We start from the raw sequence: 25,548 nt of genomic DNA, 5'->3' as shown, positions 1-25,548 counted from the left end.
CACCTTTGGTGACCCTCATGCCACCAGTATACCAGCGGCCCGCACGCACGTCGGAACGCCGCACAGACATGCGGGACTCCCTAGCTGCGTTCAGCGTGCCTGTGCCTCTTCGGCGCAGACGCGCAGCACCTCAGCTGCAAGGTCGCCTTCACGGAGGATGCGCGGCGCAGGTCCGGTGCAGTCCACCACCGTGGACGCAACGCCCGAGGCGTGTGCCTCATCTCGCGCATCGGCGGTGGCAGAAGATGACGCCAGCACGCATCCCACCTCCAACAGCAGCGCCGGATCGACCTGGTCGAGCGCGCGCGGAGCGGGCGCACCCGAGCGGTTGGCCGACGTAGTGGCAAGCGGTCCCACCTGGGCGATCAAGTTCTGTATCTGCGGATGATCGGGCATGCGCAGGCCCAACGTGCCCTCGTTGACAACGAACGCGGAGCGGGAGCCTTGCGGGAAGGGGTCTTCTGGGGAAGGGCCTTCGGCAGGGGGTTCTTCGGAAGGAAGCTCTTCGGAGAAGAGCCCTTCGCGCGCCTGCACGATGAGCGTCAAAGGCCCCGGCCAGAAGCGCTCGGCCAACCGATGCGCATACGGCGGCACATTCGCACCGAAATCGTCGAGCGCACGCGGGCTGTCAACGAGCCACGCGATGGGCTTGCCCGTGCTGCGGCCTTTGAGCTCGTAGAGGGGCGCGAGCGTCTGCGCGTAGCGCACCGCCACCCCTAGGCCAACCACCGTATCCGTATCGAAGATGAGCGGCGCGCCGGTGCGTGCATGGTGAAGAGCAGCATCAGGGCCAGCAACGGTCTGCTCCATCGCGAAGGCGCCCATGATGGCCTCGGCGACGCGAATGCCGTCGGTTGCCGCGCTCATGATGCCGCCCGCATAGCCAGCGCCCTCGCCTGCGGGGAACACGCCACCCATGGCAAGCGATTGGAGGGTTCGACGGTCGCGCATCATGCGTACCGGGCTTGAACTGCGCGCCTCCACCGCCGTCAGCACCGCACCGGGATCGGCGAACCCGTGCAGCTTGCGATCGAGCTTCGGCAATGCCTCGACGAGCGCGTCCACGACAAAGGAGGGCAAGCACGAACGCAGATCGGCCGATACCGTGCCGCGCGGATAGGTGGGCTGAACCGGGGCGGTCGCCGCTGGCGGCTCGGTCTTCTGTGTCGCTTCCGTGCACGGCGCCGCTTCGGCCTTCCGCGATGTTTCACGTGAAATACGATCGGATACAGCAGCGTACAGGAAGCTGCCAACGGTCTGGGCAGGAGCCGCATAGGCGAGCGCCTCCGTGCCAGCCTGCTGAGCCGCAGCCTGAGCCAGACGGTAGGCGGCACGCTCAAGCTGCTGTTGGAACCGAATGCCTGCCAATACGTCTTCGCCGGGAAGATCGTCAGGGCGCACCTCGACCAGCAACGCGCTGTTGGCATTGCGCCCGTCGCGCGCGTGCGTGCTCATGCCGTTCGTGCACACGCCGCCCGGCTCGCTCGCAGCTGCCACCACCGTTCCACCGGGGCACATGCAAAACGTGTACACGCCCCGATCGGCCGCCGTGCGCACGTTCAGCTTGTACTCCGCAGGCGGCAGCGCCGGATGACCCGCCGCACGCCCATACTGTGCACGGTCGATCAGCGCTTGGGGATGCTCGATGCGCACGCCCACCGCAAACGGCTTGCGCTGCATAACCATGCCCGCATCATGCAGCATTGCGACCGTATCGCGCGCAGAGTGGCCGATGGCGAGCACCAAGGTATCCACCGGCAGCTCGTATTCTTCTTCTGTGGCCAGATCGCGAAAGATGCCCGTGCACACACGATGCTCATACGCTGGAAACATATCGTCTGAACGGGAAGGGTTTTCGCTCTGCACGGCAACCTGAGCGCGAACGAATGCTTCACGTGAAACAGTTCCGGCCACAGCAGAGCGTACAAAAGAACTCGTACCATGCGCGTCCTGGCTCACGCCCGCTCGATCGCCCTGGCTCGTGCCGCCATCACCATCTTCGTCGATGCGCGTGTCAGCACAGCACACGATGCCAACGAGCTGCGTGTCGAAGCGGAACTCGCCGCCCGCCGCCTGGATGGCCTCGCGCAACCCGCGCACCGTGGCGGGCAGGTAGTCGGTGCCTATGTGCGGTTTAGCGTCAACCAGAATATCCTCAGGCGCACCCGCATCCACAAACGCCCGCAACACCTGGCGAATGTGCGGGTCGTTCTTGCCGCACGTCAGCTTGCCATCGCTGAAAGCGCCCGCGCCGCCCTCGCCGAATTGGATGTTGCTCTGCGGATCCAGTGCGCCACCCTCATCGAAGCTGCGCACTGTGCGCGTACGATCCTCCACGGCCTGGCCGCGTTCCATCACGAGCGGCCGCAACCCCGCACGCGCAAGCCACAGCGCACAGAAAAGCCCCGCCGGGCCCGCGCCTACCACGACCGGGCGCGGTTTTTCGCTGCGCGCGAGTGCCGCTGCGAGGTTAGGGATCGAAGGGCCTGAAGGCGCCTCCCACGGCTGCACGCTGACGCCCTTCACAGGCCGCAACTGACACACATCAAGGCCCATCAGCTTGAACGTGACCGATATCACGAAATGCACGTTGTTCTTCTTGCGCGCATCCACGCTGCGCCGCACGATGCGCACATCGCCCAACTGCGCCATGTCCGCCCCCAGCGCGCGCGCCACCTCGCGTCGCAGCACCTTGCGCTTGCCGGGCGTGAGGGCCGCAAGCGACACCGCTATGTTCGACGCCTCGTAGATCATCGCGCGTCCTTCGCTTTGCGCCGAGCGGCGCCACCAAGAGCTGCCGCACGCCCCGCAAGAATGCCCGTCGCAAACGCCCAATGCAGGTTGTAGCCCCCGCAGGGCGCGTCAACGTCCAGTGCTTCACCCACCACATGCAGCCCCGGCTGGCGCAGCGCTTCAAGCGTCTGAGGGGCGAACGACTCGACCGCGAAACCGCCCCGATGCACCTGACAAACACGCGCGTCACCAATGCCGCACGCCGATATGCGGAAGTTCGTGAGCGCCCCCGCGAGCGCATCAAGCGCGGCGTCATCAAGCACGGCATCCATGCGTACGCCCGCATACTCGGCAACCACGTTCGCCACCGAGGGCAACACCAACCCACGCAATGCCTCTGCGCAGGTCAGGGATTCCCCGTAGACCGCACGCAGATCATCTGCGCGGCGTCGCATGAAGGCGTTCGCACCCGCGAAAGCAGCAGAGGCGCTCGCCTTCGCGGAGGCATCAGCGCGATGCGCATACTCTGAACCACCCGTGCCCGCGGTGCTCGGTTCACCGTGCGCCGCAGCAACACATCCCTGCACCCCTGGTAGTTGGCCGAGCAAGTTGATCTGCAAAACATCGCCTGGCTGCATATGCCGCGACAAGTTGAATGCCGCAATGCCGGAGATGCCATACGAGCGAAACATGATCTCGCCCCGCTCGCACGCGAGCATGCGCCCCTGACGCTCCAGGGCGACCGTGCCCTTCGCGCGAATGTTGTCCAAGCGTCGCACGAACCGCGCATCGGTGGCAATGGGACCGAGCACCGGCCGTGTCGTCGTATAGGAAAACGCATCGGGCAGCAGCGTTCGTGCGGTGGCACCGCCCGAGGCGACCACCACTGCCCGCGCCCGCACCGTGGTGCTCCCTTCCAGGCGAAGCGTGAACGAACCTCGCTTCCCGAAGCATGGTTCGAGACGCTCTACCCGCGCATTGCAGCGCACCTCAACCGCACGCGCATCCAAAGCGGCCCGCAGCACATCGAGCACCGCGCTCGCCTTGTTGGCAAGCGGATACAGGCGCCCCTCAGCCTCTTCGCGCCACGCCAATCCGTGCTGCTGGAAAAATGCCACGACCCCGTTGGGGCACTCTGGCATACCGAGCGCGCCTACCTGGTCATCATGGTCCGCGCGGCGCGAGTGGGGCATGCGTTGGCTGCTCCTTGCCTGCGTTGCGCGCGCATTTAGCTTCGTGTCCGTGCGAACCGTCTGCTCGAAGACGGCCAGCACATCAGCGACGAAAGCAGCATTATGGTATTGTGCGGCCTCGATGCGCGCATTGCTGAAATTGCAGCGTCCGTTACCGCTTGCCAGAATAGGGCGCCCGATGCGGTCGGACGCTTCCAGCACGCACACGCGCGCGCCAGCCTCGGCCGCCGCTACCGCCGCCGCCAAGCCAGCTGCCCCTCCGCCGATTATCGCCACATCCCATTCCATGACACCCATTATAAAACGCACAGGCGCCCCATACGCCACACCGCAACCGAATGGGAAATCGCACGATCGACGATCAGGATCGCACCAGATTGGTATAAGATGCACGCAAGATCGAAGACGACGGGGGAACGTGTGCCAGAACCGCTAGCCATAGACATCGAGGGAGCATCATTTCATTACGGTGCCCGACTGGTGCTCGACAACATCACCCTGCGCGTGCGTGCCGGTCAGATGGTTGCCCTCACCGGTGGAAATGGCAGCGGCAAGAGCACGTTGTTGCTGCTCGCATGCGGACTCTTGCATCCCGATGCGGGCACCGTGCGCATCTTCGACGCCGCCACTACCGACGACGGCGGTTTCGAGGCACGCCGCCACTGCGGGTTCGTCTTCCAAAACCCCGACGATCAGCTGGTCGCCTCGGTGGTGCGCAACGAGGTGGCCTTCGGGCCGGAAAACCTCGGGTTGCCGCCCGACGAGATCGCACAGCGCGTTACCTGGGCGCTTTCCGTAGTGGGTCTCGGTGGCTTCGAGGACCGTCAAACCCATTCGCTTTCCGGCGGCCAGAAACAGCGCCTCGCGCTGGCGGGGGCCCTCGCCATGCGCCCGCGCGTGCTCCTTCTTGACGAACCCACGAGCATGCTCGACCCCGAGAGCCGCTACGACTTCATGCGCTTGATCCGCCAACTAGCCGATGGTGGCATGACCATCATGATGGCGACCCACTCCCCACGCGAAGCAGCGCTGGCCGATCGCGTGGTGCGCCTGGACGGCGGCACGATCGCCTTCGCTGGCAACCCGATCGAGGCAGAACTGGGTCTCTCGGAGGACCTCACGCGCATCGCCGCCAAAGACCCTACGCGCGAGCCCGAAGACGACCCGACCCCACCACGTGGGCGCCACGCACGTCCAGCACCACAGCTCACCCCCGAAGAGATCCTCAACGCGCAGGCCATCGACCCTATCCAAGGGCATGCCCTCATGCCCATTCTGCGCTTCGACGATGTGACCTACATCTACGACAACGGCACCGATGCGGCCATTCGCGCGCTCGAGAACGTCTCGCTGACCATCCAGCTGGGCGAGTTCATCGGCATCATCGGCAGCACCGGCAGCGGCAAATCAACGCTCATCCAGCATATGAACGGGCTGCTGCACCCCACGTACGGCCGGGTGCTCTCCAATTGGAATGACCTGGCCGACCGCTTCGCTGCCAATGAGGCGCGGTTTCGCATCGGGGTCGTTTTCCAGTACCCCGAGCAACAGCTCTTCGCGCAAACCGTCTACGACGATATCGCCTTCGGACCCCGTAATCAGGAGCTTGGCGTAGACGAAGTGGAGGCACGCGTGAAAGAGGCCATGGCCCAGGTCGGGCTCGACTACGACGAACTGGCAGCGCGCAACCCGTTCCAGCTTTCCGGCGGCCAGCAACGTCGCGCTGCCATCGCGGGCGTGCTGGCGATGCACCCTGAGGTGCTCGTGCTCGACGAGCCGTGCGCGGGACTCGACCCTGCGGCACATGCGGCCATGCGCGACCTACTGCGCCAGCTCCATGAAGGCGGCCAGACCATCATCATGGTGTCGCACGATCTGGAAGATGTGGCCGACCTGGCCACGCGCACTATTCAAATCGATACAGGTCGCGCGTTGCCTGCTTGAACGCCTCGTAGACATCGCGCACCACGGCCTCGTCCTCAACGAACTCGAAGGCGTCCGGTTGCCCATCGGCGTCAAGCTCGGTCACCTCAAGCACCACGACCTCGCCCGAGGACAGCGCGGGAGCCTCTTCGTCTATCTGGAAGAAGAAGCCGTAGCGCGCATCCTCGTGCATCAGCAGCCCCAAGAACTCAAGCTGCACCGTATCGCCGTTTTGATCCTGGAAGGTGAAGGAGAGCCCCTCTTCTACCGGCGGGCAAAAGTTGGGGGCGCTCCCTTCGCGTACCTGTGTGCTCATGAATCGTTGTCCTGCGTACCCGGGGCGTCCGTCTCGTCATCGCGCACGAAGCGGATGCCGTCGATGCCCGTGCCGCCGCGCGCCTGAGACGTTTCCTCTGCGGACGACTGCGGCATCTTCTTCTGCGCGCCTTTCGCCTTCGGCTTGTTCGGGCGCCTTCCTTGCTTCTTGATCTGCGGCTTGGCGCTTCCCTTCTTCGCCGCGGCGATGGCGTCACTGACCGCTTCCTCAGCAGGACCAGCCGCCTCTGCCACTAGATCGGTACCCTTATCGGCCTGGCGCTGCGCCTTCGTCTGTGCCTTCGCCTCGGCCTCGAGCCGAGCCAGCGGCACCTGCTCGATCTCGGGCGAATGTGCGCTGTCGAACTGGAACAGGCCGACCTTCGATCCGTACTTCTTCTCCAGCTTGGCGAATTTCGCCTCGCGCGACTTCCACATGCTGTATAGCGGCATTGCCACCGCGAACGACGAATACGAGCCCGCCAGCAGGCCGATGGACATGGCGAACGCGAAGTCCTTCAGCGTCTCGCCACCGAACAGCAGCATGGCGAACACCGGCACGAAGCTAGTCAGCGTGGTGTTGATGGTGCGCACGAGCACCTGATTGATGGAATGGTTGGCCATGGTCATGAAGGTGCAGCGGATGGCCTCGCCCTTCATGTTGTCGCTGACGCGATGGAACACGACCACCGTATCGTAGAGCGAGTACCCCAAGATGGTCAACAGTGCCGCGATGGCGTTCGGGTTCAGCTCGCGACCCACCAGCGCGTAGATGCCGAGCACCAAGATGAGGTCGTGGAGCAGGGCCACCACCGCGATGATGCCCATCTTGTACTCGAAGCGAACCGCGATGTAGGCGATGATCAGCAACATGGACACGATGACCGCGATGAGCGACGACTGGATCACGCTAGCACCCCAGTCTGGGCCGATAGTGTCCACGCTCACGTCGCTTGCGGCAACGCCCACCTTCTCAGCCACCTGCGCACCGGTGGACGCTGCGGCCTCGGCATCGGTGGTGGTGATGCGCACCAGGAAGCCATCCACCCCGTTGGTGGACGTGGTCTGGATGACCGCATCGGGCTCGCCAGCCTCGTTGAACGCTTGGCGCAGCTCTTCGGTCTGCAGGTCGCCGGTGTTGGTGTAGGTAATAGATGAGCCACCGACGAACTCGATGCCGAAGTTGAATCCGCGGATGCCCATGATGCCCAAGCAGACCACCACGGCCACCGCCGCGATGCTCAAGAAGATCTTGCGATGGCCCAAGAAATTGATGTCGTGCTTTATGAAGCGACCCTTGATCTTCTTCGCCGCATTGACCACCTTGGATTCAGCTTCCGCACCACCGCGCGCAAGCGCCAGGCGGTCGGCCTCGGCCGCATCCATCTGCTCGGCCGTTTCAGCTTCGGCCACATCAACGCCTTCCGCTGCGGCGATAGCCTCGTAGTCCTTCGCCGCCTCAAGGCTGTCGCGGATGCCCCAGAAGCCGGGATGCTTCGCGATGGCCTTCGGCGCCAACAGGCGAATGAGCGGCGCCTTGAACACCAGCATCATGACGATGTCGCAGATGATGCCCAGCGCCAGCGTCAAGCCGAAGCCCTTCACCGACGCGCTTGCCAGGAAGAACAGCGAGAGCGCCGAGACCATGGACACCAGGTCGGCGTCGATGGAGGTCATGATGGCGTGCTTCACGCCGGTGATGGACGCCGCGCGCACGCTGCGGCCCATGCGGATCTCTTCGCGGAAGCGCTCCACCGTGAGGATGGAGCTGTCGGCCGCCATGCCAATAGTCAGCACCATGCCCGCCAGACCGGCAAGCGAGAGGCTGAACAGCCCGAATGCTGAAAGACCGGCCAGAATGCCCAGATACAGCACGGCGAACACCAGCATGGCACCAGCGTTCACCAGACCGAGGCCCTTGTAGAAGAACAGCAGGTACAGCATGACCAGCGCCAAACCGATCAGCACCACGATAAGACCGGCAGCCAGCGCATCTTGGCCGAGCGTGGGGCCGACCACCTGGCTTTGCGCATACTCGAAGCTGACGGGCAGACTACCGCTCTCCAGCACTGTCTGGAGGCTGTGGGCCTCGTCAAGGTCATAATTGCCCGTGATGGACACATTGCCATTGGGGATCTCGGACTGCACCGCAGGCGCGCTTTGCACCTCGTCGTCCAAGATGATGACGATCTGACCGTTGGTGGAGGCAAGCTCGGCGGTAGCCTCAGCGAATGCAGTGGTGCCCTCGCCGTTCAGCGTGATATTCACCGCGTAGTACGCGCTCGTCTCGCTGGCGCGGTCAACGCTCACGTTGGTGATCTGGTCGCCGGTGATCAGCGGCGTGTAGCTATCGGGGCTGATCTCGAGCGGCACCGGGTTCTCAGCGCGGAAGCTGTTGCCGTAATCGTCTTCCACCGTGGCGTATTGACCATAATTGCCGCTTTGGATGTCCTCGGCCACCGCCTCGTCGGTGATACTATCGAGGCGCGTGAACACCAGCTGACCGGTACGGCCGATGGTGGACAGCGCCGTCTGCGTGTCCTCCAGACCAGGGATTTGCACCAGCACCTGGTCGGTGCCCTGCACCTGCACGGTAGCCTCGCTCGCGCCGAGCGCATTCACGCGGTTCTCGATGATGGCGCGGCTGGTCTCCATGTCCTCGGCGGTAATGGCACTGCCGTCGTCGGTTTTCGCCGTAAGCACCACCGACAAGCCACCGCGGATATCGAGACCCTGATTGATCTTTTCTCCTGGCGGTGTGAACAGCACCACCGAAACGACCACTAACAGCGTGGTGAGTATCATCAGCCAGACGTTGCGTCTGTTCGCGTTGTTCGTTTTCTTCTTCTTGACGTTGCGCTCTAAGGCCATGCCCGGTTCTCCTGTTATCTTCACGTATCAAAAGCGCCCATCGGCGCTAACTTTCATATTTTGCCACAATCAAGGAACCTGCGCGCGCACATCGCATATCTGCGCAGATCATCCACGAGAAGCGGCACTGTCACGAAAGCAGGACTGCCGCGCCCCTCACGCATCTGAACAGATGCGCCTGCGCGCTACGGCGTCGGAAACCATGCAATCGCTCCCTGGGCTTATAATCGAGGGAAGCACGAACGCGAAGAAAGGTGGCTATGGGGGTCGTAGCGCTTCAGGGGGTTGAGAACGTGCGCGATCTGGGCGGCATCGCCGTAGGGGATGGACGCATGGTAGCCCACGGCCTCTTCTTCCGCGGCGCCCACCTAGGCAACATCACCGAGTCGGACCACCAGGCGCTCTTCGGCGCGCGCGGCATTTGCTGCGTGATCGACTTGCGCTGCGGCTGGGAGCGCGAAGCCAAACCGCCCATCAGCGTGCAGGGCGTGAATCACCAGCACATCCCCTTCTACGATCTTGCCAAAGTGGGCATCGAATACACCGAACCCGGAGCTGGCACCAAGGTGGTTGGCCGCGATGTGGCCTGCAACCCCTTGCGCTTCTACCCCTCGCTGGTGAACCCGCTGACCGTGAAGCAGATGCGCGAAGCGGTGCGATGCATCTTCTCACACGCTTGTGAGCGACAGCCGGTGCTTTGGCATTGCAGCGGCGGGAAGGACCGTGCTGGCGTGCTGAGCGCGCTGGTGTTGAAGGTGCTCGGCGCATCCGACGAAGACGTCTTGGAGGATTATCTGCTGACCAACGAATCGCGCGATAAACGCTACGACCAGCTGTTCGCGCGGTTCCTACGATTGGCCGACGGCGATGAGGCGCTTGCGCATGAACTGGTCACCTCGCACCGCGCCCGCCCGGAGACGCTCGCGGCCTTCTATGCGGCCGTCGACGAGCGCTGCGGCAGCATGGAGCGGTTCATCCGCCAGCAGCTCGGCATCAACGCCGATATGCGAGCGCGCATCCGCGAAACATGCACAGCGGCTTTATAAGGCTGGTCAGGCAGATTCCGGCTCGACGCCTCGCCTTCACCTGCCTGACCAGCCTCACAGATCCAGCCAACCTCACAGATAAAAGCATTCCTTCGCGATGAGCTCCATGAACTCATCTGACAGATACACCGGCAGCTTGCCCGCGGTCTTCTCGGTAGTGTGCGCGCCCGTGTTGGACGAGTAGCGCGGAATGGCCTGCACGCACCAGGTGGTCGATTTCAGCGCCGTCATCATGCGCCATGCGCGGAAGCGGCTCTCGAAATCCGTGCGCGGGAAGCGCCCGTCCACCGCGCGCCAGTACTCGTCGATCATGCCCGCCACATCGCAGACGGGAAACAGGAAGCTGCTGTCCCAAAACGTGGTGGTCGGAGAAACGAAGTAGGCGACATCCTGGGCCACTTCCCCGATCACCGGGCGCTCCCAGTCGACGAAGCATCCCGGCGCTTCGCAGAAGCGTCCCGTACCCGCCGCAGGTGCCGCAGCCGCACGCGCCGCCGCGTCCGCGGGGATCAGGAAGTGCGAAGGCAGCGTCTCGGTGTTGATGAGGTGCCCGATGTCTTGCGGAGGCGCCACCGCATCGAGCATGGCGCGCGTTGCCGCCATGAACCGCTCGGTCCAGCGCGTGATGCGCGCATCCTCGAATCCTGATGCGCGGTAACTGGCGAAGCGCTGCGCGCATTCGTCGAACATCTCGCGCAGCGGATCGGCCGGGCGGAACAGCGTGGTAGCAGCAGGCATCTCAACCGCATGCACGTCGGCCATCATCTGGAGAGCGCAGCGCACATCGCCGGGGCGCAGGTCATCGAAATCGAGTTGCTGGCCAGCGCAGAACGTCTCCACCAGCACGCCTTTGCCCGGCGCCTGTGCCGAATCGTCCAAGAACAGCGGCGCTGGCGTGCACCCGCTAGGACACGCCGCTTCAAGGGCGCCGTATTCATAACGGATCTGGTTGGTGTGGAAGGGTTGGGTAGCCACGTTGATGCGCAGCACGAAGCGATGGTCATCCGGCGCGGCGAACCAGACGTTGATGTTGTGCTCGCCCATGCCCAGCAGATGCGGCACGAGCGGTGCATCAGTCGGAATACTCAGCGCCGCGCGCAATCCCGCGCTCGCTGCACCGTTGAGGTACGCCTGCGCCTGCGCTTCTGCGCGCTCCTGCTCACGTTCGTACGCATTCGTCGCCATTGCCATCCGCCTTCGCTTATGGGTTCGCCTTCGCGTTTTTGTTCGCCTGATGCCTATAGTAGACCATATCGACCAATGCGGCGCGAACAGCGTCCCTTCGCCCCATCAAAGGTGCTCTTGACCGACCACCTCGTAGCTCTTCTGGAGCCCTTGCTTCAGAATGCGCGCGCCCAGAAGCGCCGTCACCGGCACCGCAAATGCGAGCACGGCGCCGAAATCGAAGCTGGCCGCAGCGCCCCACGTATCCACGATGATGCCACTGACCGACGGCCCGAACGCCATACCGCACGACATACCGGCGTTCATCCACGTGATGGCCTCGGTAATGCGGCTGCCAGGTACCGCGCGCTCGCACGTGGCGTTCACCGTGATGAGCAGTGGGGCGTAGAACAGCGCCGCTATGGTGGACATGATGAACAGCGAGAGCGCTGAATCGACCAAGAACATGCTGCCGTACGCGCAGCCGATGATGACAGCGGTGACCAAGAGTTGCGCGTACTGCGGAATGCGCAGGCGCACCATGCCGAAGAGGAATCCGGTCACCATGGATACGCACGACGCCACGATGAGCACCACGCTGGCGATGTTCGGGTTGCCCAATTCCTCGGAGAGCGCCACGGTGGTGGCGTCGAAGACGCTGAAGAACGCTCCCACGAAGAACATGACGGCGAACAGCATCCGCACCACACCTGAGGTGCGCAACACGCTTTTGGGGCGAGCGGCCTTCGCCGCGCTTGCCGCATCTGCATCTGCGCCCGAAGCTCCCGCAGCATCGACTGCCCGCGATGCGCCCGCCGAGCGCGCCGCATCGCTCCATCCCGGCACTGGCTCGGTGCTACGCGAAAGCGTGAGCAGCGTTGTGCCCACCGCGAACGAAATACCACCTGCGAGCAGGCCTGCCACCGGCGTTATGGCCGAGGCGAGCGCGATGCTGATGGAGGGGCTGAACATGAACCCGATATCATCGAGCACGCCTTCGTAACTGAACATGGTGCGCAAATCGGGCGCAGCATCCCCGAGCCGCCCCGAACGGATCAAAAACGTCCAGCGCGCACGGGCGAGCGCCTGCGGATTCGGCACGAAGCCCATGGGCAACGCCGCCACGAACAGGGCCCATTCCGGACCGTGCGCAGCAATGTTGACCAGCATAGCCGCCAGCCCTGCCATGGTGATGGCCGCCGCCACCGGCACCACACGATGCTGCCCGCGCTCGTCCACCAGCTTCGACACGCGCGGCGCGATGAAGAACGTGGACAGCGCGATGATCGACGAGGTCAGCCCGGCCACGAAGAACGAATACCCCGCCAGCGTCAACATGGTCACGGTGCCGATGTTCATCATGTAGGCGTAAAAGCGCATGAGGAAGCAACCCGCCTCGAAGGCGTAGGCTTGCCGCACGCGCAGCAGATCAGCATAGACCTTGGGGTTGAAGCTGCTCATGCACCGCCCTGCCTAGTAATCCCGCGCAGCAGGGCTTGCCATCCATGCGGCCAAGAAGGCATCATAGGCGCCCTCGAGCACCGCCTCGCGCGCGCGGCGCATCAGATCCAGCAGGTAATGCAGGTTATGCAGGCTCAGCAGAATGCCGCCGAGCATCTCGTCCTGCTTCACCAGATGGCGCAGGTACGCGCGTGTGAAATGCGTGCAGGTGTAGCAGGTGCACGCATGATCGAGCGGCGTGAAATCGCGCGCGAACTTGGCATTGCGCATGTTCATGCGGCCCGTGCTGCTAAAGGCGGTGCCCATACGTGCGGTGCGCGTGGGCAGCACGCAATCGAACATGTCCACTCCCTCGCCCACTGCGCGCACCAACGTGGTAGGGTTGCCCACGCCCATAAGATAGCGCGGCCGGTCATCCGGCAGCGCGCGCGCCACCTGCCCAAGCGTCTCGAACATCACCTCGTGGCTCTCACCCACCGAGTACCCACCGATGCCGAAGCCGCCGAAGCGCCGACCACCCACAGCTTGCGATTCGCGTTCTATGTCCAGCAATCCACGCACGCTCTCCAATCGCAGATCAAGATGCATTCCTCCCTGTACGATACCGAAGAGCGTCTGGTCGGGCTTGGTGTGGGCAGCCAAACACCGGCGCGCCCATTTGTGCGAACGAACAACAGCCTGAGCAACGAAGTCCCGCTCGGCCGGATAGGGCGCGCACTGGTCGAGCTGCATGGCGATATCGGCCCCGATCAGCTGCTGTATCGCCATATTCTTTTCCGGCGTCCAGAACACGCGGCTGCCATCGTAGATGCTGCGAAATTCCACGCCATCGGCGCTCAGCTTCACCGTGTCGGCCAGGCTGAACACCTGAAAGCCGCCCGAGTCGGTGAGCATGGGCCCGTGGTAGTTCATGAACGCATGCACGCCACCAGCCTCTGCCACCACCTCAGCCCCAGGGCGCATTGCCAGATGGTACGTGTTCGCCAGCACCACCTGCGCGCCCAGTGCGGTCAGCTGATCGGGCGTGATGCCCTTCACCGTGGCATGCGTGCCCACCGGCATGAACATCGGCGTGTGGAAGTCGCCGTGCGCCGTGGTGTAGGTGAGCGCACGGGCGTGGCCGCTGCGCGCATCCACCTTGCAATCGAACAAAGCCATGCTGCGCTACCCCACTCTCACAGCGCTGGCGGCACCCGGTTCGTGGTCGCCCGCCACCGCATCCGCCACCAGCGCGGCCTTGCGCTGAGCATCGGCCAGATCCATCTCGGGCAGCGCGTTCGCCTGCAACGCCGCCTGCATGGCCGCAGGCTCGATCGCCCCCGGCACGATGCCTTGCGCAGGATCAGCGCAGGCGGGCAATTCGTCCACCCACACCTCGAAGTCGGCCATGCTCCCGTGTTCGATGGTGTCCAGATCGAATCCGATCGGATCGAGCAGCCAATCGGTCACCAGATACCCGTGGGCGCCCAGATCGAGAAACGACATATCCTCCATGGTGTTGTTGCCCACCATGAGCACCTCGTCCCCGCGCACGCCCATGGCCGCCACGTTCTCGGCATAATAGGTCTGCTTCGGCTTCACCGCGCGCGAGTTCTCGTACGAGGTGATGCGCTCGAACGCCGCCGGGTCGATCCCCGCCCATGCCAGCCGATGCTCGACCGCGCGGCGCGGGAACATGGGCATGGTGGTCAATACGAGCGGGTAGCCCTTGGCCGCCAGCTTCGCCACCGCACGCGCGGCCGCCGGATCGCCTTGGAATCCATCGCCGATGTGCGGGAACTCCCGATCGTAGAACTCGACCGAAAGCTGCTGCAGGCGCTCCTGCTCTGCTGGATCGTCTTCGCCATACACCACGAAGAACTCATCCCAGAATGCTTCCTTATTCGTGCGCGAGCCATCATGCAGGGCCATCTGCTTGGTGCCCGCCTTCAGCGCCGCCATGAAGCGCTCGGCATCGCAGCCGTGCGCTGCCATGAACGCTGCGATGCGGCCGAAGTACGCTTGCATGAACTCGTCGATATCCATCGGCAGCAGCGTACCGTCCAGATCGAAGCAGATCGCGCGGTATTCTCTCTTCTCGTTTCGCATAACGCCTCCGTCGAGCGCCGCCGTCGCAGCGCGTGTTCTGTATGGGTAACATGGTAGTATAGCGCCGTGGAATCAACTGAGGAAAAACCCGTTCATCTGCTGCTGCATGCCTGCTGCGGGCCGTGCAGCTTAGAGCCGGTGCGCCTGCTGCGCCAGCGTGGGATAGAGCCCCACATCCATTATGCCAATTCCAACATCGCCCCTGCGGACGAATACGCACGCCGCCGCGACACCATCCGCGCCTGGGCGACCGAGATAGGGCTGTCCTTTGCTGAGGGGACCTATGCACCTGATGCGTGGGAAGCAACGGCGGGACGCATCGGCGAGGCCTCGGATGGCTCAGAGGCGCAGCGTCAGGCCCGCTGCCGGGCCTGCTATCGGGTGCGCTTCGAGGAATCGGCTGCTTATGCGGCCGCGCATGGTTTCGGCGCGCTGGGCACCACGCTCTCGGTCAGCCCCTACCAGTACGGATGGATCATTCGCGAAGAATTGGAGCGCGCCTGCGAGCAGGCGGGCATTCGGAGTTTCTTCGAGGATTATTCCCCCCATTACGCGGAGGCTACCCGGCGCAGTCGAGAGGCGGGCATGTACCGTCAGGTCTACTGCGGATGCCGCTTCTCTGAGGCGGAGGCGGCAGCCGAGCGGGAGGAACGTGCGGCCGCGCGCGAGGCCGAGAAGGCGCGGCGCGCCGCAGCACGCGAGCCCGAAGAGCGTCGCTTGGCCGCGCGTCGCGCGCAGCGAGCCGCCTATGATGCCAAGCAGGCGCACAAGCGCGCGGTGCTCAAAGCGCTCCGGGCCCACCGAAAGGAGCATCCCGATGCGTGACGGCGCGCTGGAAGCGTTCCAGCTCATGCGTGACGATATCGTGACGGAGCACGACGAGACCATCGCGCTCATGAACAAGCTGCGCGCAGAGGGCAAGGAGAGAACGGCGACGTTTCGCCAGTTGCTTGCCCAGAAGATGACGCTTGCATCAATGCTCGAGCGATACAAGAGGTATGACCTGCTATGAGAACTGCTGATTTCGATTACGACCTTCCCCCGGAGTTAATCGCGCAAGCACCGGCGCCCGTGCGCGATGAGTGCCGCATGCTGGTGCTGCATCGGACCGACGGGCGCTTGGAGGACCGCATCTTTCACGACGTGATCGACTACCTGCGACCGGGCGATCTTTTGGTGGCGAATGAAACGCGCGTGTTGCCAGCGCGGCTGCTCGGTGCCAAGCGGGGCACGGGTGGGGCCGCTGAGGTGTTCTTGCTGCGCGAGGCCGCCGGGCCTGAACCGCGCACGAATCAGCGTGCGTTCTGGGAGGTGCTCGTGCGACCGGGCAAACGCTTGAAGCCAGGCACGGGCGCAGTGGTCGACTTCGCCGATGCGACCGGGCAGGTGGCGCTTTCGGCCGAGATCATCGACTGGGCGCCCGGTGCGCAGAAGGGCGAGCGTCTGGCGCGCCTGACCACAGAGCTGCCCTCGCTGGATGAGGCGCTTCATGCGGTAGGCACCACGCCGCTGCCGCCCTACATCAAAGACTACGCAGGCGATGCCGAGATGTATCAGACCGTCTATGCCAAGCGCGAGAGTTCGGCTGCTGCGCCTACCGCCGGGCTTCATTTCACGCCGCAGCTGATCGAGCGGTGCGAAGCTTCCGGCATTGGGTGGGAAACGGTCGAGCTTGAGGTGGGGCTGGATACCTTCCGTGTGGTCGATGAAGAGAACGCCGAAGACCACGCTATGCACACCGAGTTCTACACGGTGCCCGAGCGCACGGTGCGCGCCATCGAGCGCACGAAAGAGGCGGGCGGGCGCGTGGTGGCAGTCGGCACGACCAGCGTGCGATCGCTCGAGAGCGCCTGGAACGCGCAGACCGAGCGCATCGAGGCGAAAGAGCGCGCTGCCACCTCGCTCTTCTTGCTGCCAGGCAGCACCTTTCAGGTGGTGGATGCGCTGATCACCAACTTCCACGTGCCGCGCTCGACGCTCATGATGCTGGTGTCAGCGTTCGCGAGCCGTGAGCAGATCATGGCAGCCTACCAACACGCCATCGCCGAGCGCTATCGTATGCTCTCGTTCGGCGACGCCATGCTCATCGTGTAGAGCGCATCATCACACTTCGCACAGAGCCGACCGTTACAATGGACGGACACACGCGACGAAACGAGGACCCATGCTGACACAGGACTATCTGGTGCGTATGCTGGTTGATTTTGCGGCAGGCATCATGCGCGCCATGCAGCGACAGACCGAAGAGCGCGACCCACGCGGCGGGGCTGAATTGCTGGAAGCGGCGGTTGGCCAGGCGGTTGACATCGACGGCGATGCCCTGCTGGCCTTAGCGCCAGAGTCCATGGCTACCGTGCTTCAGGTATCAGGTACCGAACCGGCGCTGACCGAATACATGGCTCGCTCGCTCATGTTGGCAGCCTCCTACCGCAGCGAGGCCGGACAAGCTGAGCTCGCAGAGCTGCGCGCCAACCAAGCACGCGCTCTTGCCACTGCCTACGGGCACGATATCTCAGACATGGATGTTGATGGCGCCGGTACGTCTTCCGATGATGCGGACCAAGCCATGAAGGCGTTCCTTAATCAAAGTAACGATTAGCTAAATCTTTCACTTTCTGCGAGAATCGCGCCGTCAATGCTGAGCAAGTAGCGTATAGTTATGCGGTGCTTCAAAGCGAAGCGACGGTGCGCGGGGTGCGCATCGCTGTGTGATCCCCCGGTAGGCGGGGGAAGAAAGTGGGAATTAGCATGGCTGAAGGTACTGTTAAGTGGTTCAATCCCGACAAGGGCTACGGCTTCATCTCTCAGGACGACGGCGAAGACCTGTTCGTTCACTTCTCTGAGATCCAGATGGACGGCTTCAAGACCCTCGACGAAGGCGCAGCGGTCACATTCGACATCACGACTGGCCAGAATGGCAAGCTGCAAGCCAGCAACGTCATGAAGAAATAGCTGGAACTGAGCATATATTCAGAACCTGCATGACCCGCTCCGGCGGGTCATTTTTTTGCGCGTGCTCTGCGAGAGCATCCGCAGGTGCGCACCGCAGCCTCCAACGCTTCGCATTGTTTACCCGTCCAAGCCAGCAATGCGCAGACGCGCCGAGCAAGCCTGCAGCACGCGGACACACCGACCAAGGCAGCCGCATGCGGGCGCACCGAGCACGCCGCTACGAAGACGCTGGCGGCATCATGCCCAAATGCTCGAATGCGCGCGCAGTGGCAACGCGCCCCTTCGGCGTGCGAATGAGCAGCCCTTGCTGCATCAGGTATGGCTCATACACGTCTTCGAGCGTGTCGGTTTCCTCCGAGAGCGCGGACGCCAACGTGGTCAGCCCCACCGGCGCTCCCGAGAACTGCACGCACAGCGTTTGGAGAATGCGGTTATCCATGGCGTCAAGGCCCAGATTATCCACCTCGAAGAAACTCAGCGCCTGAGCTGCGACATCTTCCGTGATACGTCCATCGCTGCGCACTTGAGCCCAGTCGCGCACGCGCTTGAGCATTCGGTTGGCCAAACGCGGCGTGCCGCGCGAGCGTCGTGCGATCTCAAGCGCTCCTTCCCGATCGATGCCGATATCCAAGATGGTAGCTGAACGCTCCACGATATCGGCCAACTCGTCGGGCGTGTAGTATTCCAAGCGATACACGATGCCGAAGCGGTCGCGCAGCGGACCGGTCAGAAGCCCGGTGCGCGTGGTGGCGCCGATCATGGTAAAGCGAGGGATATCCAGCCTGATGGAACGCGCAGCCGGGCCCTTCCCCACCATGATATCCAAGCTGAAATCCTCAAGGGCTGGATACAGGATCTCTTCCACCATGCGATTGAGGCGGTGTATCTCGTCGATGAAGAGCACATCGCCCTCTTCAAGATTGGTCAAGATGGCTGCTAAGTCACCCGTGCGTTCAATAGCTGGCCCGCTGGTGGTGCGAATGTTGGCATCCAGCTCGCTTGCCACAACCGCCGCCAGGGTGGTCTTGCCAAGCCCCGGAGGGCCGCTGAACAGGATATGATCTACCACGTCTCCCCGCGAGCGGGCTGCCTGGATCATGACTTCGAGCGATTCCTTCACCTTGGACTGCCCCAGATAATCATCAAAGCGCTTCGGACGCAACGAACGATCGAAGGCGATATCTTCCTCCATCAGCTCGGGCGCGAGCGCACGCGTGTGCGCAGCATCAGATGGCGCACCGTCAGCCTCTGCCTGAAAGATCATGCCCTCTATCTCGTCCATCGTGCCTACCAGACCGCTTTCTACCTTCTTGCTGCTTCGGCGCAGCGCTGCAACGCTCTACCCGCCTGCGCGCACCAGAAGCGCTATCCGCCAAGCCGCTTCAACGCATATCTTACCAGTGCGCTTTCCGTAGCGCCTTCCGGGGCACCCTTCAATGCCAACTCTGCCTCAGCAGCAGTGAACCCCATGGCGAGCAGCGCCTCAGACGCGCCCGTCAGGCGCGCATCCACCACCGAGGGCGCGTCGTCAGCTGCGAAAAGGCCGCCATCGCCCACCTCTAACGTGCCCTTCAATTCCAAGATGATGCGCTGCGCTGTTTTCTTGCCCACCCCAGGGATCTTCGACACCTGCGTTGCATCTTGTGCAGCGACCGCATCGGCCAACGCACGCGGACTGAACGTTGAGAGCGCCGCCAATGCCATTTTCGGCCCCACGCCCGACACGCCGATCAGCTTTTCGAACAATGCTTTTTCGTCTTCGGTCAAAAAGCCATAGAGCGCGATGCCGCTATCGCTGACGTGCAAATACGTGAGCACCTGCACCTCAGAACCGGTCTGCCCCAGCTTTGAGAGGGCATCTTGCGACATGAGCACCTGATACCCAACGCCGCTCACTTCTACAACGGCGCATGAGAGCGTCTTAGCTGCGAGCTGCCCTTTGAGAAACGCGATCATGCGGACTTCCTTTCCGCCTGCGCCACCAATTCCGCCAGGCGATGCTCGGCGACACCGGAATGAGTGGTGAACGTGATGGCGGCCGCCAGCGCGTCGGAGGCGTGATCGGGCCGAGGCACCTCTTCGAGCGAGAGCAGCTTCTGCACCATGTACTGCACTTGCTCCTTCTCAGCGCCGCCCGTGCCCACCACAGCCAGCTTGATCTGCTTGGGGGAGAACTCGCCCACTTCAAGGCCACCTTGCGCGCACGCGACCAGCGCCGCGCCGCGCGCCTGACCGGTGGCGAACGCCGCCGTGATGTTCTGCCCGAACCAGACCGTTTCAATGCCAACGCACGTGGGACGGAAGCGACGCACGACCGCCCCGATCTGATCGTGGATCTTGAGCAGACGCGCTGCGAGATCGTGCTGCGCTGAGGTGGACACGCATCCATAGGCCACGCATGCCAAGCGACTGCCCGATTGATGCACCACACCCCAACCGGTATTCGCCAGGCCCGGGTCTATGCCGAGTATGAGCCTGTCCAATGCCACGCTGCTCCGTTCCCTCTCCGATCAGCTTTCGGCATTATAGAACAAATGTTTGCTGAATTCAAGAATGCGTTTCGCGCAGCCGCGGAGCCCGTCGGACACAGCGAGCAATGGCCTGTCATCCACGTGCCGACGCACCCTACATCAGGCGCAGACCCACTTCCTTCAGCTGACGCGCGGTCACCTCGTTGGGAGCGCCCGTCATGGGGTCGCTCGCGCTGCTCGTCTTCGGGAAGGCGATCACGTCACGGATGGAATCCTTGGCCGCCAGCAGCATGACCAAGCGATCGAGTCCCAGCGCGATGCCCCCATGCGGCGGCGTGCCCAACTCGAGCGCGTGGATCAAATGGCCGAACTTCTCGTCGATCTGCTCGTCGGTGAGGCCCAGCACGCGCAAGATGCGGCGCTGCTCGTCGGCGTTATGGATGCGCACCGACCCGCCGCCCAGCTCATAGCCATCCATGACCACGTCGTAGGCGTAGCTCTTCACGCTGAGCGTATCGCTTTCAATGCGGTCCATATCCTCGTCGACCACCTTGCTGAACGGGTGATGCTCGGCCGCGTACTTCTTCTCGTCCTCGTCGTAGCGGAACATGGGGAAGTCGACCACCCACAAGAGCGCATGCCCCTCGCGCGGAACATCCAGCGTATCAGCCATGTGCAGGCGCAGCGCGGAGAGCACCGCGTTGGCGATCGCAGGCTGATCGGCGGCGAACAACAGCAAGTCGCCCGGCTCAACGTCCATCTCGGCTTTCAGCGCCGCCCACTCTTCGTCGGTGAAGAACTTCTTGATGGGGCTCTTTTCCTCGCCTGCGGTGGTGAACGCCACCCATGCCATGCCCTTCGCGCCGTTCGCCTCAGCGATGGTCGCCAGCTTCTCAACGTCGCCGCGGCTCCAATCGCCCGCGCCCTTCGCGTTGATGGCCTTCACCACGCCGCCGCTTTGCGCCACGCTGGCGAACACCTTGAAGCCCGAATCGCGCACGATGTCGGTGATATCGTGCAGCTCCATACCGAAGCGCACGTCGGGGCGATCGTTGCCGTAGCGCGCCATGGCCTCGGCATAGGGCATGCGCGGCAACGGAACCGGCAGCTCTGTGCCCACGGCCGCGAACACCTCATGCAGCACGTCCTCCATCATGGTCATCACGTCGTCTTCGGTGACGAACGACATCTCAACGTCAACCTGGGTGAACTCGGGCTGGCGATCAGCGCGCAGATCCTCGTCGCGGAAGCAGCGCGCGATCTGGAAGTAGCGCTCCACGCCGCCCGCCATCAGCATCTGCTTGAACTGCTGCGGGCTCTGCGGCAGCGCGTAGAACGTGCCCGGATTCGGACGGCTCGGCACGATGTAGTCGCGCGCGCCTTCCGGCGTGGAGTTCGCCAGAATGGGCGTTTCCACCTCGATGAAGCCGCGCTCGTCGAGCGCACGGCGCATCGCCTGCATCACGCGGTGGCGCAACGCTATGTTCGAGAACATCTCTGGGCGGCGCAGATCGAGATAGCGCCACTTCATGCGCGTGGTCTCGTCGGTTTCGATGCCATCCTCGATCTGGAACGGCGGCGTCACGCTGGTGTTCAGCACCTCAAGCTTGCTGGCCAACACCTCCACCTCGCCGGTAGCCATGTTCGGGTTCACCGCATCGGCCGCACGCTCGCGCACCGTACCCACCACGCGCAACACGTATTCGCGCCCCACGTGCTCAGCGCACGCGAAATCCTCCGCGCTCACACAATCTGGGTCCACCACGATCTGGGCATAGCCCGTGCGGTCGCGCAGATCGATGAAGATAAGACCGCCATGGTCGCGGTTGTGCCATGCCCAGCCGCACAGCGTCACCTGCCGCCCCACATCGCTCGCGCGCAGCTGCCCGCACGTCGCAGTGTGCATGCTGTATTCGTTCATGTAGTCGGTGTTCTCGGCCATGCGATGTCTCCTGTATCGTTTCGTTCGCAACCGCACTATTGTACGACAGTTGCTGCCAGGCGCATATGCCACCAGCGCCGCTAAACCCGCTTTGGCCCCCAATGACCGCCAAGCAACTCGAACGCGGCTCCTACAGACCGCGGCTCATATCGAAGCTGTCAGCCAAAGCGCTGGGCGCGAGCACGGTCAGTTCTCGCTGCGCTCAACCGCCAGCTCTCCCGCGAGCGCAGAGAGCGCCACGCGGCGCTCTTCATGGGTTGCCATATTGCGCAGATTGGCAACGCCTGCCGCCAGCTCGTCGGGCCCGAGCACCGCCACAGAGCGCGCACCCAGCTTATCGGCCAGCTTGAACTGGCTCTTCAAGCTGCGATGTTGGTGGTCCATGTCGGCTTTGATGCCCGCTTCGCGCAGCTGCTCCACCACCGCGAACGCCTGCGGCCGTGCTGCATCATCCACGCATGCCACGAACGCATCGCAGCGGCGCGCTGCGGGAAACTCCACCCCTGCCTCTTGCAAGGCCAGCATGGTGCGCTCGTAGCCCAGCGCGAACCCGAAGCCTGGCGTGGGACGCCCGCCCACCTCTTCGGCCAGCTTGTCGTAGCGGCCGCCGCCGCCGATAGCGCTCTGGCTGCGCTTGCCGTTGTCCACCTGCACCTCGAACACCGTGCGCGTGTAGTAATCCAGCCCGCGCACGAGCGCCGCATCCTCGTGATACGACACGCCCGCACCATCGAGCAGCGCTTTCACCTGCCCATAGTGCGCTTGGCAATCCTCGCACAGATGATCGGTGATCTTCGGCGCGCCCGCCATCACCGCAGCGCACCCCTCATTCTTGCAATCGAACGCGCGCAGCGGATTGGTCTCCATGCGACGGTGGCAATCTTCGCACAGTCCCTCGGCATGCTGTTCCATATACGCGCGCACCGCATCGCGATACGCCGGACGACACGCCTCGCAGCCCATGGAGTTGACCAGCAGCCGCATCGCATCGGCGGGCATGCCCATGGTCGCATAGAAGCGCATGAGCATGATGATAGCCTCGGCATCGACCGTAGGGTCGTCGGTGCCCAGGCATTCGATGCCGACCTGATTGAACTGACGCTGCCGCCCGCGCTGGGGGCGCTCCGCGCGAAACATCGGACCGGCGTACATCAGCTTCGCCGGAGGTGCGCCCTGCGGCACCAGGTCATGCTGCACCACCGCGCGCACCACGCCCGCCGTGCCCTCGGGTCGCAAGCTCAAGCGGCTCTTATTCTTGATGGAGCCGCCCTCGAGCAGCGTCGCTAGGTTCGCGCCGCTGATGGCCGTGAACATCTCCTTGCCCACCACATCGGTCGCCTCGCCGATGCCGCGCACGAACAGCTCGGTCTGCTCGATGATGGGCGTGTCAAGGGGTACATACCCGCACCGCCCGAAGACCTCGGCCGCCGTGCGCTTGAACTCTTCCCAGAACAGCGCCTCATCAGGCAGCAGATCGCGCGTGCCCTCCGGTGCGTGCATCACCATGTTCGCTCCTATCCTTTTGCTCGATCAGCCCATTGTAGCGCAAAGAAAACGCCCGCAACTGAGCTGCGGGCGTCGCTTGGACTCTGTCGGATACGCCTAGAGGTTCTCCACCACCAGATCTCCCATGCGCACCGTGCCCACCACCTTGTCAGCTGGCGTGGCCGCATCGGCGATATCGCCCGTGCGCCAACCCGCATCCAACACAGCCGTCACCGCGCGGCGGATGTCATCGGCCGCATCCTGCATATCGAAGCTGTAGCGCAGCATCATCTCGCACGAGAGAATCTGCGCCAGCGGGTTGGCGATGCCCTTACCCGCGATATCGGGCGCGCTGCCGTGGCTCGGCTCGTAGAGCGCCGTACTATCGCCCAGGCTGGCGCTTGCCAGCATGCCCAGCGACCCGGTCAGCTGCGCCGCCTCATCGGAGAGGATGTCGCCGAACATGTTCTCGGTGACCATGACGTCGAAATCGGCCGGACGCGTGATCAGTTGCATGGCGCAGTTGTCCACCAGGATATCCTCAAGCTCCACATCCGGGTATTCCTTATCGTGGATCGCATGCACGATCTCGCGCCACAGGCGGCTGGATTCCAGCACGTTCGCCTTGTCCACGCTGGTCACCTTGTTGCGACGCTTGCGCGCAGCCTCGAACGCCTGGCGCGCGATGCGGTCGATCTCGTACTCGCGATACTCCATGGTGTCGTAGGCGCGCTGGCCGTTGCTGCCGTTCGGACCCGCGCCTTCTTCATCGTAGAAGCGCTCACGCATGCCGAAGTACACGCCGCCGGTCAGCTCGCGCACCATCATCAGATCAACACCATCGATCACCTCAGGCTTCAAGGTGGACGCCTCGGACAGCGCTGAGAATATCTGCACCGGGCGCAGGTTGGTGTAGAGCTCCAAGCCCTTGCGAATGCCGAGCAAACCCTGCTCGGGACGCGGACGCTCAGGGTCGGTGGTGTCCCACTTCGGACCGCCCACCGCGGCCAGCAGCACCGCGTCGCTTGCCTTCGCCACCGCCAGCGTTTCATCGGGCAGCGCGGTACCGAACTCGTCGATGGCACATCCGCCGATGGCGGCTTCGGTGTACTCGAAGCTCGCACCGTACTTCGCACCCACCGCATCGAGCACCTTGCACCCTTCGGCGATGATCTCCGGGCCGATACCATCACCCGGCAAGAGGCATATCTTGTAAGTCGTCATCTAGTTTCTCCAATCGTAGGCGAGCACATAATGTGCTGAAAGGTCGCCTGAACACAAACTTTAAAAGCGCAAAGCGCTGCATGAATGCATGAAGCCAACGAAGCGCACGAGCGAAGCGAGCAGCGAGAGCATGGCCCTGAGGCACATCACGTGCTCGCCAAAGATCAATTGGCCAGCTTCTCCTTCCAGCGGTTCACCAGTCCGCCCTTCTCGATGATCTCGGCGATGAACGGCGGGAATGGCTGCGCCTGAAACGTTGCCCCCGTGGTCTCATCGGTGATGGTGCCCGTCTCGGTGTCCACGCGCACCACGTCGCCTTCGCTGATAGCGTCCGCCGCCTCGGGGCATTCCAGAATAGCCAGCCCCGTATTGATGGCATTGCGATAGAAGATGCGGGCGAAGCTCTTCGCGATGACCGCATCCACGCCGGCCGCCTTGATGGCGATCGGTGCATGCTCGCGGCTGCTACCGCACCCGAAGTTCTCGTCGGCCACGATGATATCGCCAGGCTGCACGCGCTCGACGAAGGTGGTGTCCAGATCCTCCATGCAGTGCTTGGCCAGCTCGGCCGGATCCGATGTATTGAGGTAGCGCGCCGGGATGATGACATCGGTGTCAATATCGCGCCCATACCGGAATGCGTTGCCTTTGAATTCCACTCTCTCTCCCTCCGATCCGTC

22 protein-coding genes are annotated in these 25,548 nt (G+C 63.5%); 7 read left to right on the top strand and 15 right to left on the bottom strand.

The annotated features are described in order from the left end of the window. Positions 1 to 90 precede the first annotated feature (90 nt). Together NFR19_RS01955 and NFR19_RS01950 are read right to left on the bottom strand one after the other, a co-directional pair. The gene (locus NFR19_RS01955) at positions 91 to 2,754 is read right to left on the bottom strand and encodes an FAD-dependent protein (protein WP_251212096.1); all 2,664 of its coding nucleotides are present in this window, start codon (positions 2,752 to 2,754) and stop codon (positions 91 to 93) included. After that, positions 2,751 to 4,202, bottom strand: a complete 1,452-nt coding sequence (locus NFR19_RS01950; RefSeq protein WP_251212095.1) for an FAD-dependent oxidoreductase — start codon at positions 4,200 to 4,202, stop codon at positions 2,751 to 2,753. The genes NFR19_RS01955 and NFR19_RS01950 overlap by 4 nt, the downstream gene beginning before the upstream one ends. A gap of 144 nt (positions 4,203 to 4,346) precedes the next feature. On the opposite strand from NFR19_RS01950, the gene NFR19_RS01945 reads away from it, so the two are divergent. Continuing rightward, positions 4,347 to 5,870 (top strand): ABC transporter ATP-binding protein, encoded by a 1,524-nt coding sequence (locus tag NFR19_RS01945; protein WP_251212094.1) that lies wholly within the window; start codon positions 4,347 to 4,349, stop codon positions 5,868 to 5,870. On the opposite strand, the gene NFR19_RS01940 is transcribed toward NFR19_RS01945, so the two are convergent. Further along, entirely contained in the window at positions 5,833 to 6,165 is a 333-nt protein-coding gene (locus NFR19_RS01940; RefSeq protein ID WP_251212093.1) for a DUF1292 domain-containing protein, read from the bottom strand. The two genes, NFR19_RS01945 and NFR19_RS01940, sit on opposite strands and share 38 nt — an antisense overlap. Continuing rightward, complete coding sequence (gene secD / locus NFR19_RS01935) at positions 6,162 to 9,035, bottom strand: protein translocase subunit SecD (RefSeq protein WP_251212092.1); 2,874 nt, start codon at positions 9,033 to 9,035, stop codon at positions 6,162 to 6,164. The genes NFR19_RS01940 and secD overlap by 4 nt, the downstream gene beginning before the upstream one ends. 260 nt (positions 9,036 to 9,295) lie before the next feature. On the opposite strand from secD, the gene NFR19_RS01930 reads away from it, so the two are divergent. Beyond that, on the top strand, positions 9,296 to 10,081 hold the full coding sequence (locus NFR19_RS01930) for a tyrosine-protein phosphatase (protein WP_251212091.1): 786 nt from the start codon (positions 9,296 to 9,298) through the stop codon (positions 10,079 to 10,081). A 72-nt stretch (positions 10,082 to 10,153) separates the two neighbouring features. Here the strand turns inward: NFR19_RS01930 and NFR19_RS01925 are convergent, their stop codons facing one another. From NFR19_RS01925 to NFR19_RS01910, 4 genes are all read right to left on the bottom strand, one after another. Next, positions 10,154 to 11,266, bottom strand: a complete 1,113-nt coding sequence (locus NFR19_RS01925) for an aminoglycoside phosphotransferase family protein (RefSeq protein WP_251212090.1) — start codon at positions 11,264 to 11,266, stop codon at positions 10,154 to 10,156. Positions 11,267 to 11,371: 105 nt separating this feature from the next. Further along, on the bottom strand, positions 11,372 to 12,706 hold the full coding sequence (locus NFR19_RS01920; protein WP_251212089.1) for an MFS transporter: 1,335 nt from the start codon (positions 12,704 to 12,706) through the stop codon (positions 11,372 to 11,374). 12 nt (positions 12,707 to 12,718) lie between these two features. Further along, complete coding sequence (gene tgt, locus NFR19_RS01915; RefSeq protein ID WP_251212088.1) at positions 12,719 to 13,864, bottom strand: tRNA guanosine(34) transglycosylase Tgt; 1,146 nt, start codon at positions 13,862 to 13,864, stop codon at positions 12,719 to 12,721. A 6-nt stretch (positions 13,865 to 13,870) separates the two neighbouring features. Beyond that, positions 13,871 to 14,794, bottom strand: coding sequence for an HAD family hydrolase (locus NFR19_RS01910; protein ID WP_251212087.1), 924 nt, complete (start codon positions 14,792 to 14,794; stop codon positions 13,871 to 13,873). Between the two features lie 66 nt (positions 14,795 to 14,860). Between NFR19_RS01910 and NFR19_RS01905 the strand changes: the two genes are divergently transcribed. From NFR19_RS01905 to NFR19_RS01885, 5 genes are all read left to right on the top strand, one after another. Beyond that, complete coding sequence (locus tag NFR19_RS01905; RefSeq protein ID WP_251212086.1) at positions 14,861 to 15,619, top strand: epoxyqueuosine reductase QueH; 759 nt, start codon at positions 14,861 to 14,863, stop codon at positions 15,617 to 15,619. Then, positions 15,612 to 15,806 (top strand): hypothetical protein, encoded by a 195-nt coding sequence (locus tag NFR19_RS01900; protein ID WP_251212085.1) that lies wholly within the window; start codon positions 15,612 to 15,614, stop codon positions 15,804 to 15,806. Before NFR19_RS01905 ends, NFR19_RS01900 begins: the two co-directional genes overlap by 8 nt. Next, the gene (queA, locus tag NFR19_RS01895) at positions 15,803 to 16,888 is read left to right on the top strand and encodes a tRNA preQ1(34) S-adenosylmethionine ribosyltransferase-isomerase QueA (RefSeq protein ID WP_251212084.1); all 1,086 of its coding nucleotides are present in this window, start codon (positions 15,803 to 15,805) and stop codon (positions 16,886 to 16,888) included. The genes NFR19_RS01900 and queA overlap by 4 nt, the downstream gene beginning before the upstream one ends. A 70-nt stretch (positions 16,889 to 16,958) precedes the next feature. After that, on the top strand, positions 16,959 to 17,393 hold the full coding sequence (locus NFR19_RS01890; RefSeq protein WP_251212083.1) for a hypothetical protein: 435 nt from the start codon (positions 16,959 to 16,961) through the stop codon (positions 17,391 to 17,393). Between the two features lie 149 nt (positions 17,394 to 17,542). Then, positions 17,543 to 17,746 (top strand): cold-shock protein, encoded by a 204-nt coding sequence (locus tag NFR19_RS01885; protein WP_251212082.1) that lies wholly within the window; start codon positions 17,543 to 17,545, stop codon positions 17,744 to 17,746. 217 nt (positions 17,747 to 17,963) lie between these two features. Here the strand turns inward: NFR19_RS01885 and ruvB are convergent, their stop codons facing one another. The 7 genes from ruvB to NFR19_RS01850 all read right to left on the bottom strand — a co-directional run bounded on the left by ruvB (position 17,964) and on the right by NFR19_RS01850 (position 25,527). Beyond that, entirely contained in the window at positions 17,964 to 19,028 is a 1,065-nt protein-coding gene (gene ruvB, locus NFR19_RS01880) for a Holliday junction branch migration DNA helicase RuvB (RefSeq protein ID WP_349665495.1), read from the bottom strand. Between the two features lie 83 nt (positions 19,029 to 19,111). Beyond that, a complete protein-coding gene (ruvA, locus tag NFR19_RS01875; protein WP_251212081.1) occupies positions 19,112 to 19,702 on the bottom strand; it encodes a Holliday junction branch migration protein RuvA in 591 nt (196 codons plus the stop codon). Then, positions 19,699 to 20,235 (bottom strand): crossover junction endodeoxyribonuclease RuvC, encoded by a 537-nt coding sequence (ruvC, locus tag NFR19_RS01870; protein ID WP_251212080.1) that lies wholly within the window; start codon positions 20,233 to 20,235, stop codon positions 19,699 to 19,701. The genes ruvA and ruvC overlap by 4 nt, the downstream gene beginning before the upstream one ends. 136 nt (positions 20,236 to 20,371) lie before the next feature. Continuing rightward, positions 20,372 to 22,159 carry an aspartate--tRNA ligase gene (aspS, locus tag NFR19_RS01865; RefSeq protein WP_285813426.1) on the bottom strand — a complete coding sequence of 596 codons (1,788 nt, stop codon included), beginning with the start codon at positions 22,157 to 22,159 and terminating at the stop codon, positions 20,372 to 20,374. A 186-nt stretch (positions 22,160 to 22,345) separates the two neighbouring features. Further along, a complete protein-coding gene (hisS, locus tag NFR19_RS01860; protein WP_251212079.1) occupies positions 22,346 to 23,665 on the bottom strand; it encodes a histidine--tRNA ligase in 1,320 nt (439 codons plus the stop codon). A 96-nt stretch (positions 23,666 to 23,761) separates the two neighbouring features. Next, positions 23,762 to 24,868 carry a 3-isopropylmalate dehydrogenase gene (leuB, locus tag NFR19_RS01855; RefSeq protein ID WP_251212078.1) on the bottom strand — a complete coding sequence of 369 codons (1,107 nt, stop codon included), beginning with the start codon at positions 24,866 to 24,868 and terminating at the stop codon, positions 23,762 to 23,764. A 164-nt stretch (positions 24,869 to 25,032) separates the two neighbouring features. After that, on the bottom strand, positions 25,033 to 25,527 hold the full coding sequence (locus tag NFR19_RS01850; RefSeq protein WP_251212077.1) for a 3-isopropylmalate dehydratase small subunit: 495 nt from the start codon (positions 25,525 to 25,527) through the stop codon (positions 25,033 to 25,035). Positions 25,528 to 25,548 lie beyond the last annotated feature (21 nt).

The sequence above is a fragment of the Adlercreutzia murintestinalis genome, from assembly GCF_943192905.1.
GTDB classification, from domain to species: domain Bacteria; phylum Actinomycetota; class Coriobacteriia; order Coriobacteriales; family Eggerthellaceae; genus Adlercreutzia_A; species Adlercreutzia_A murintestinalis.
The sequence above is the reverse complement of the archived record's forward strand: the minus strand, read 5'-3'. Positions and strand labels throughout refer to the sequence as shown.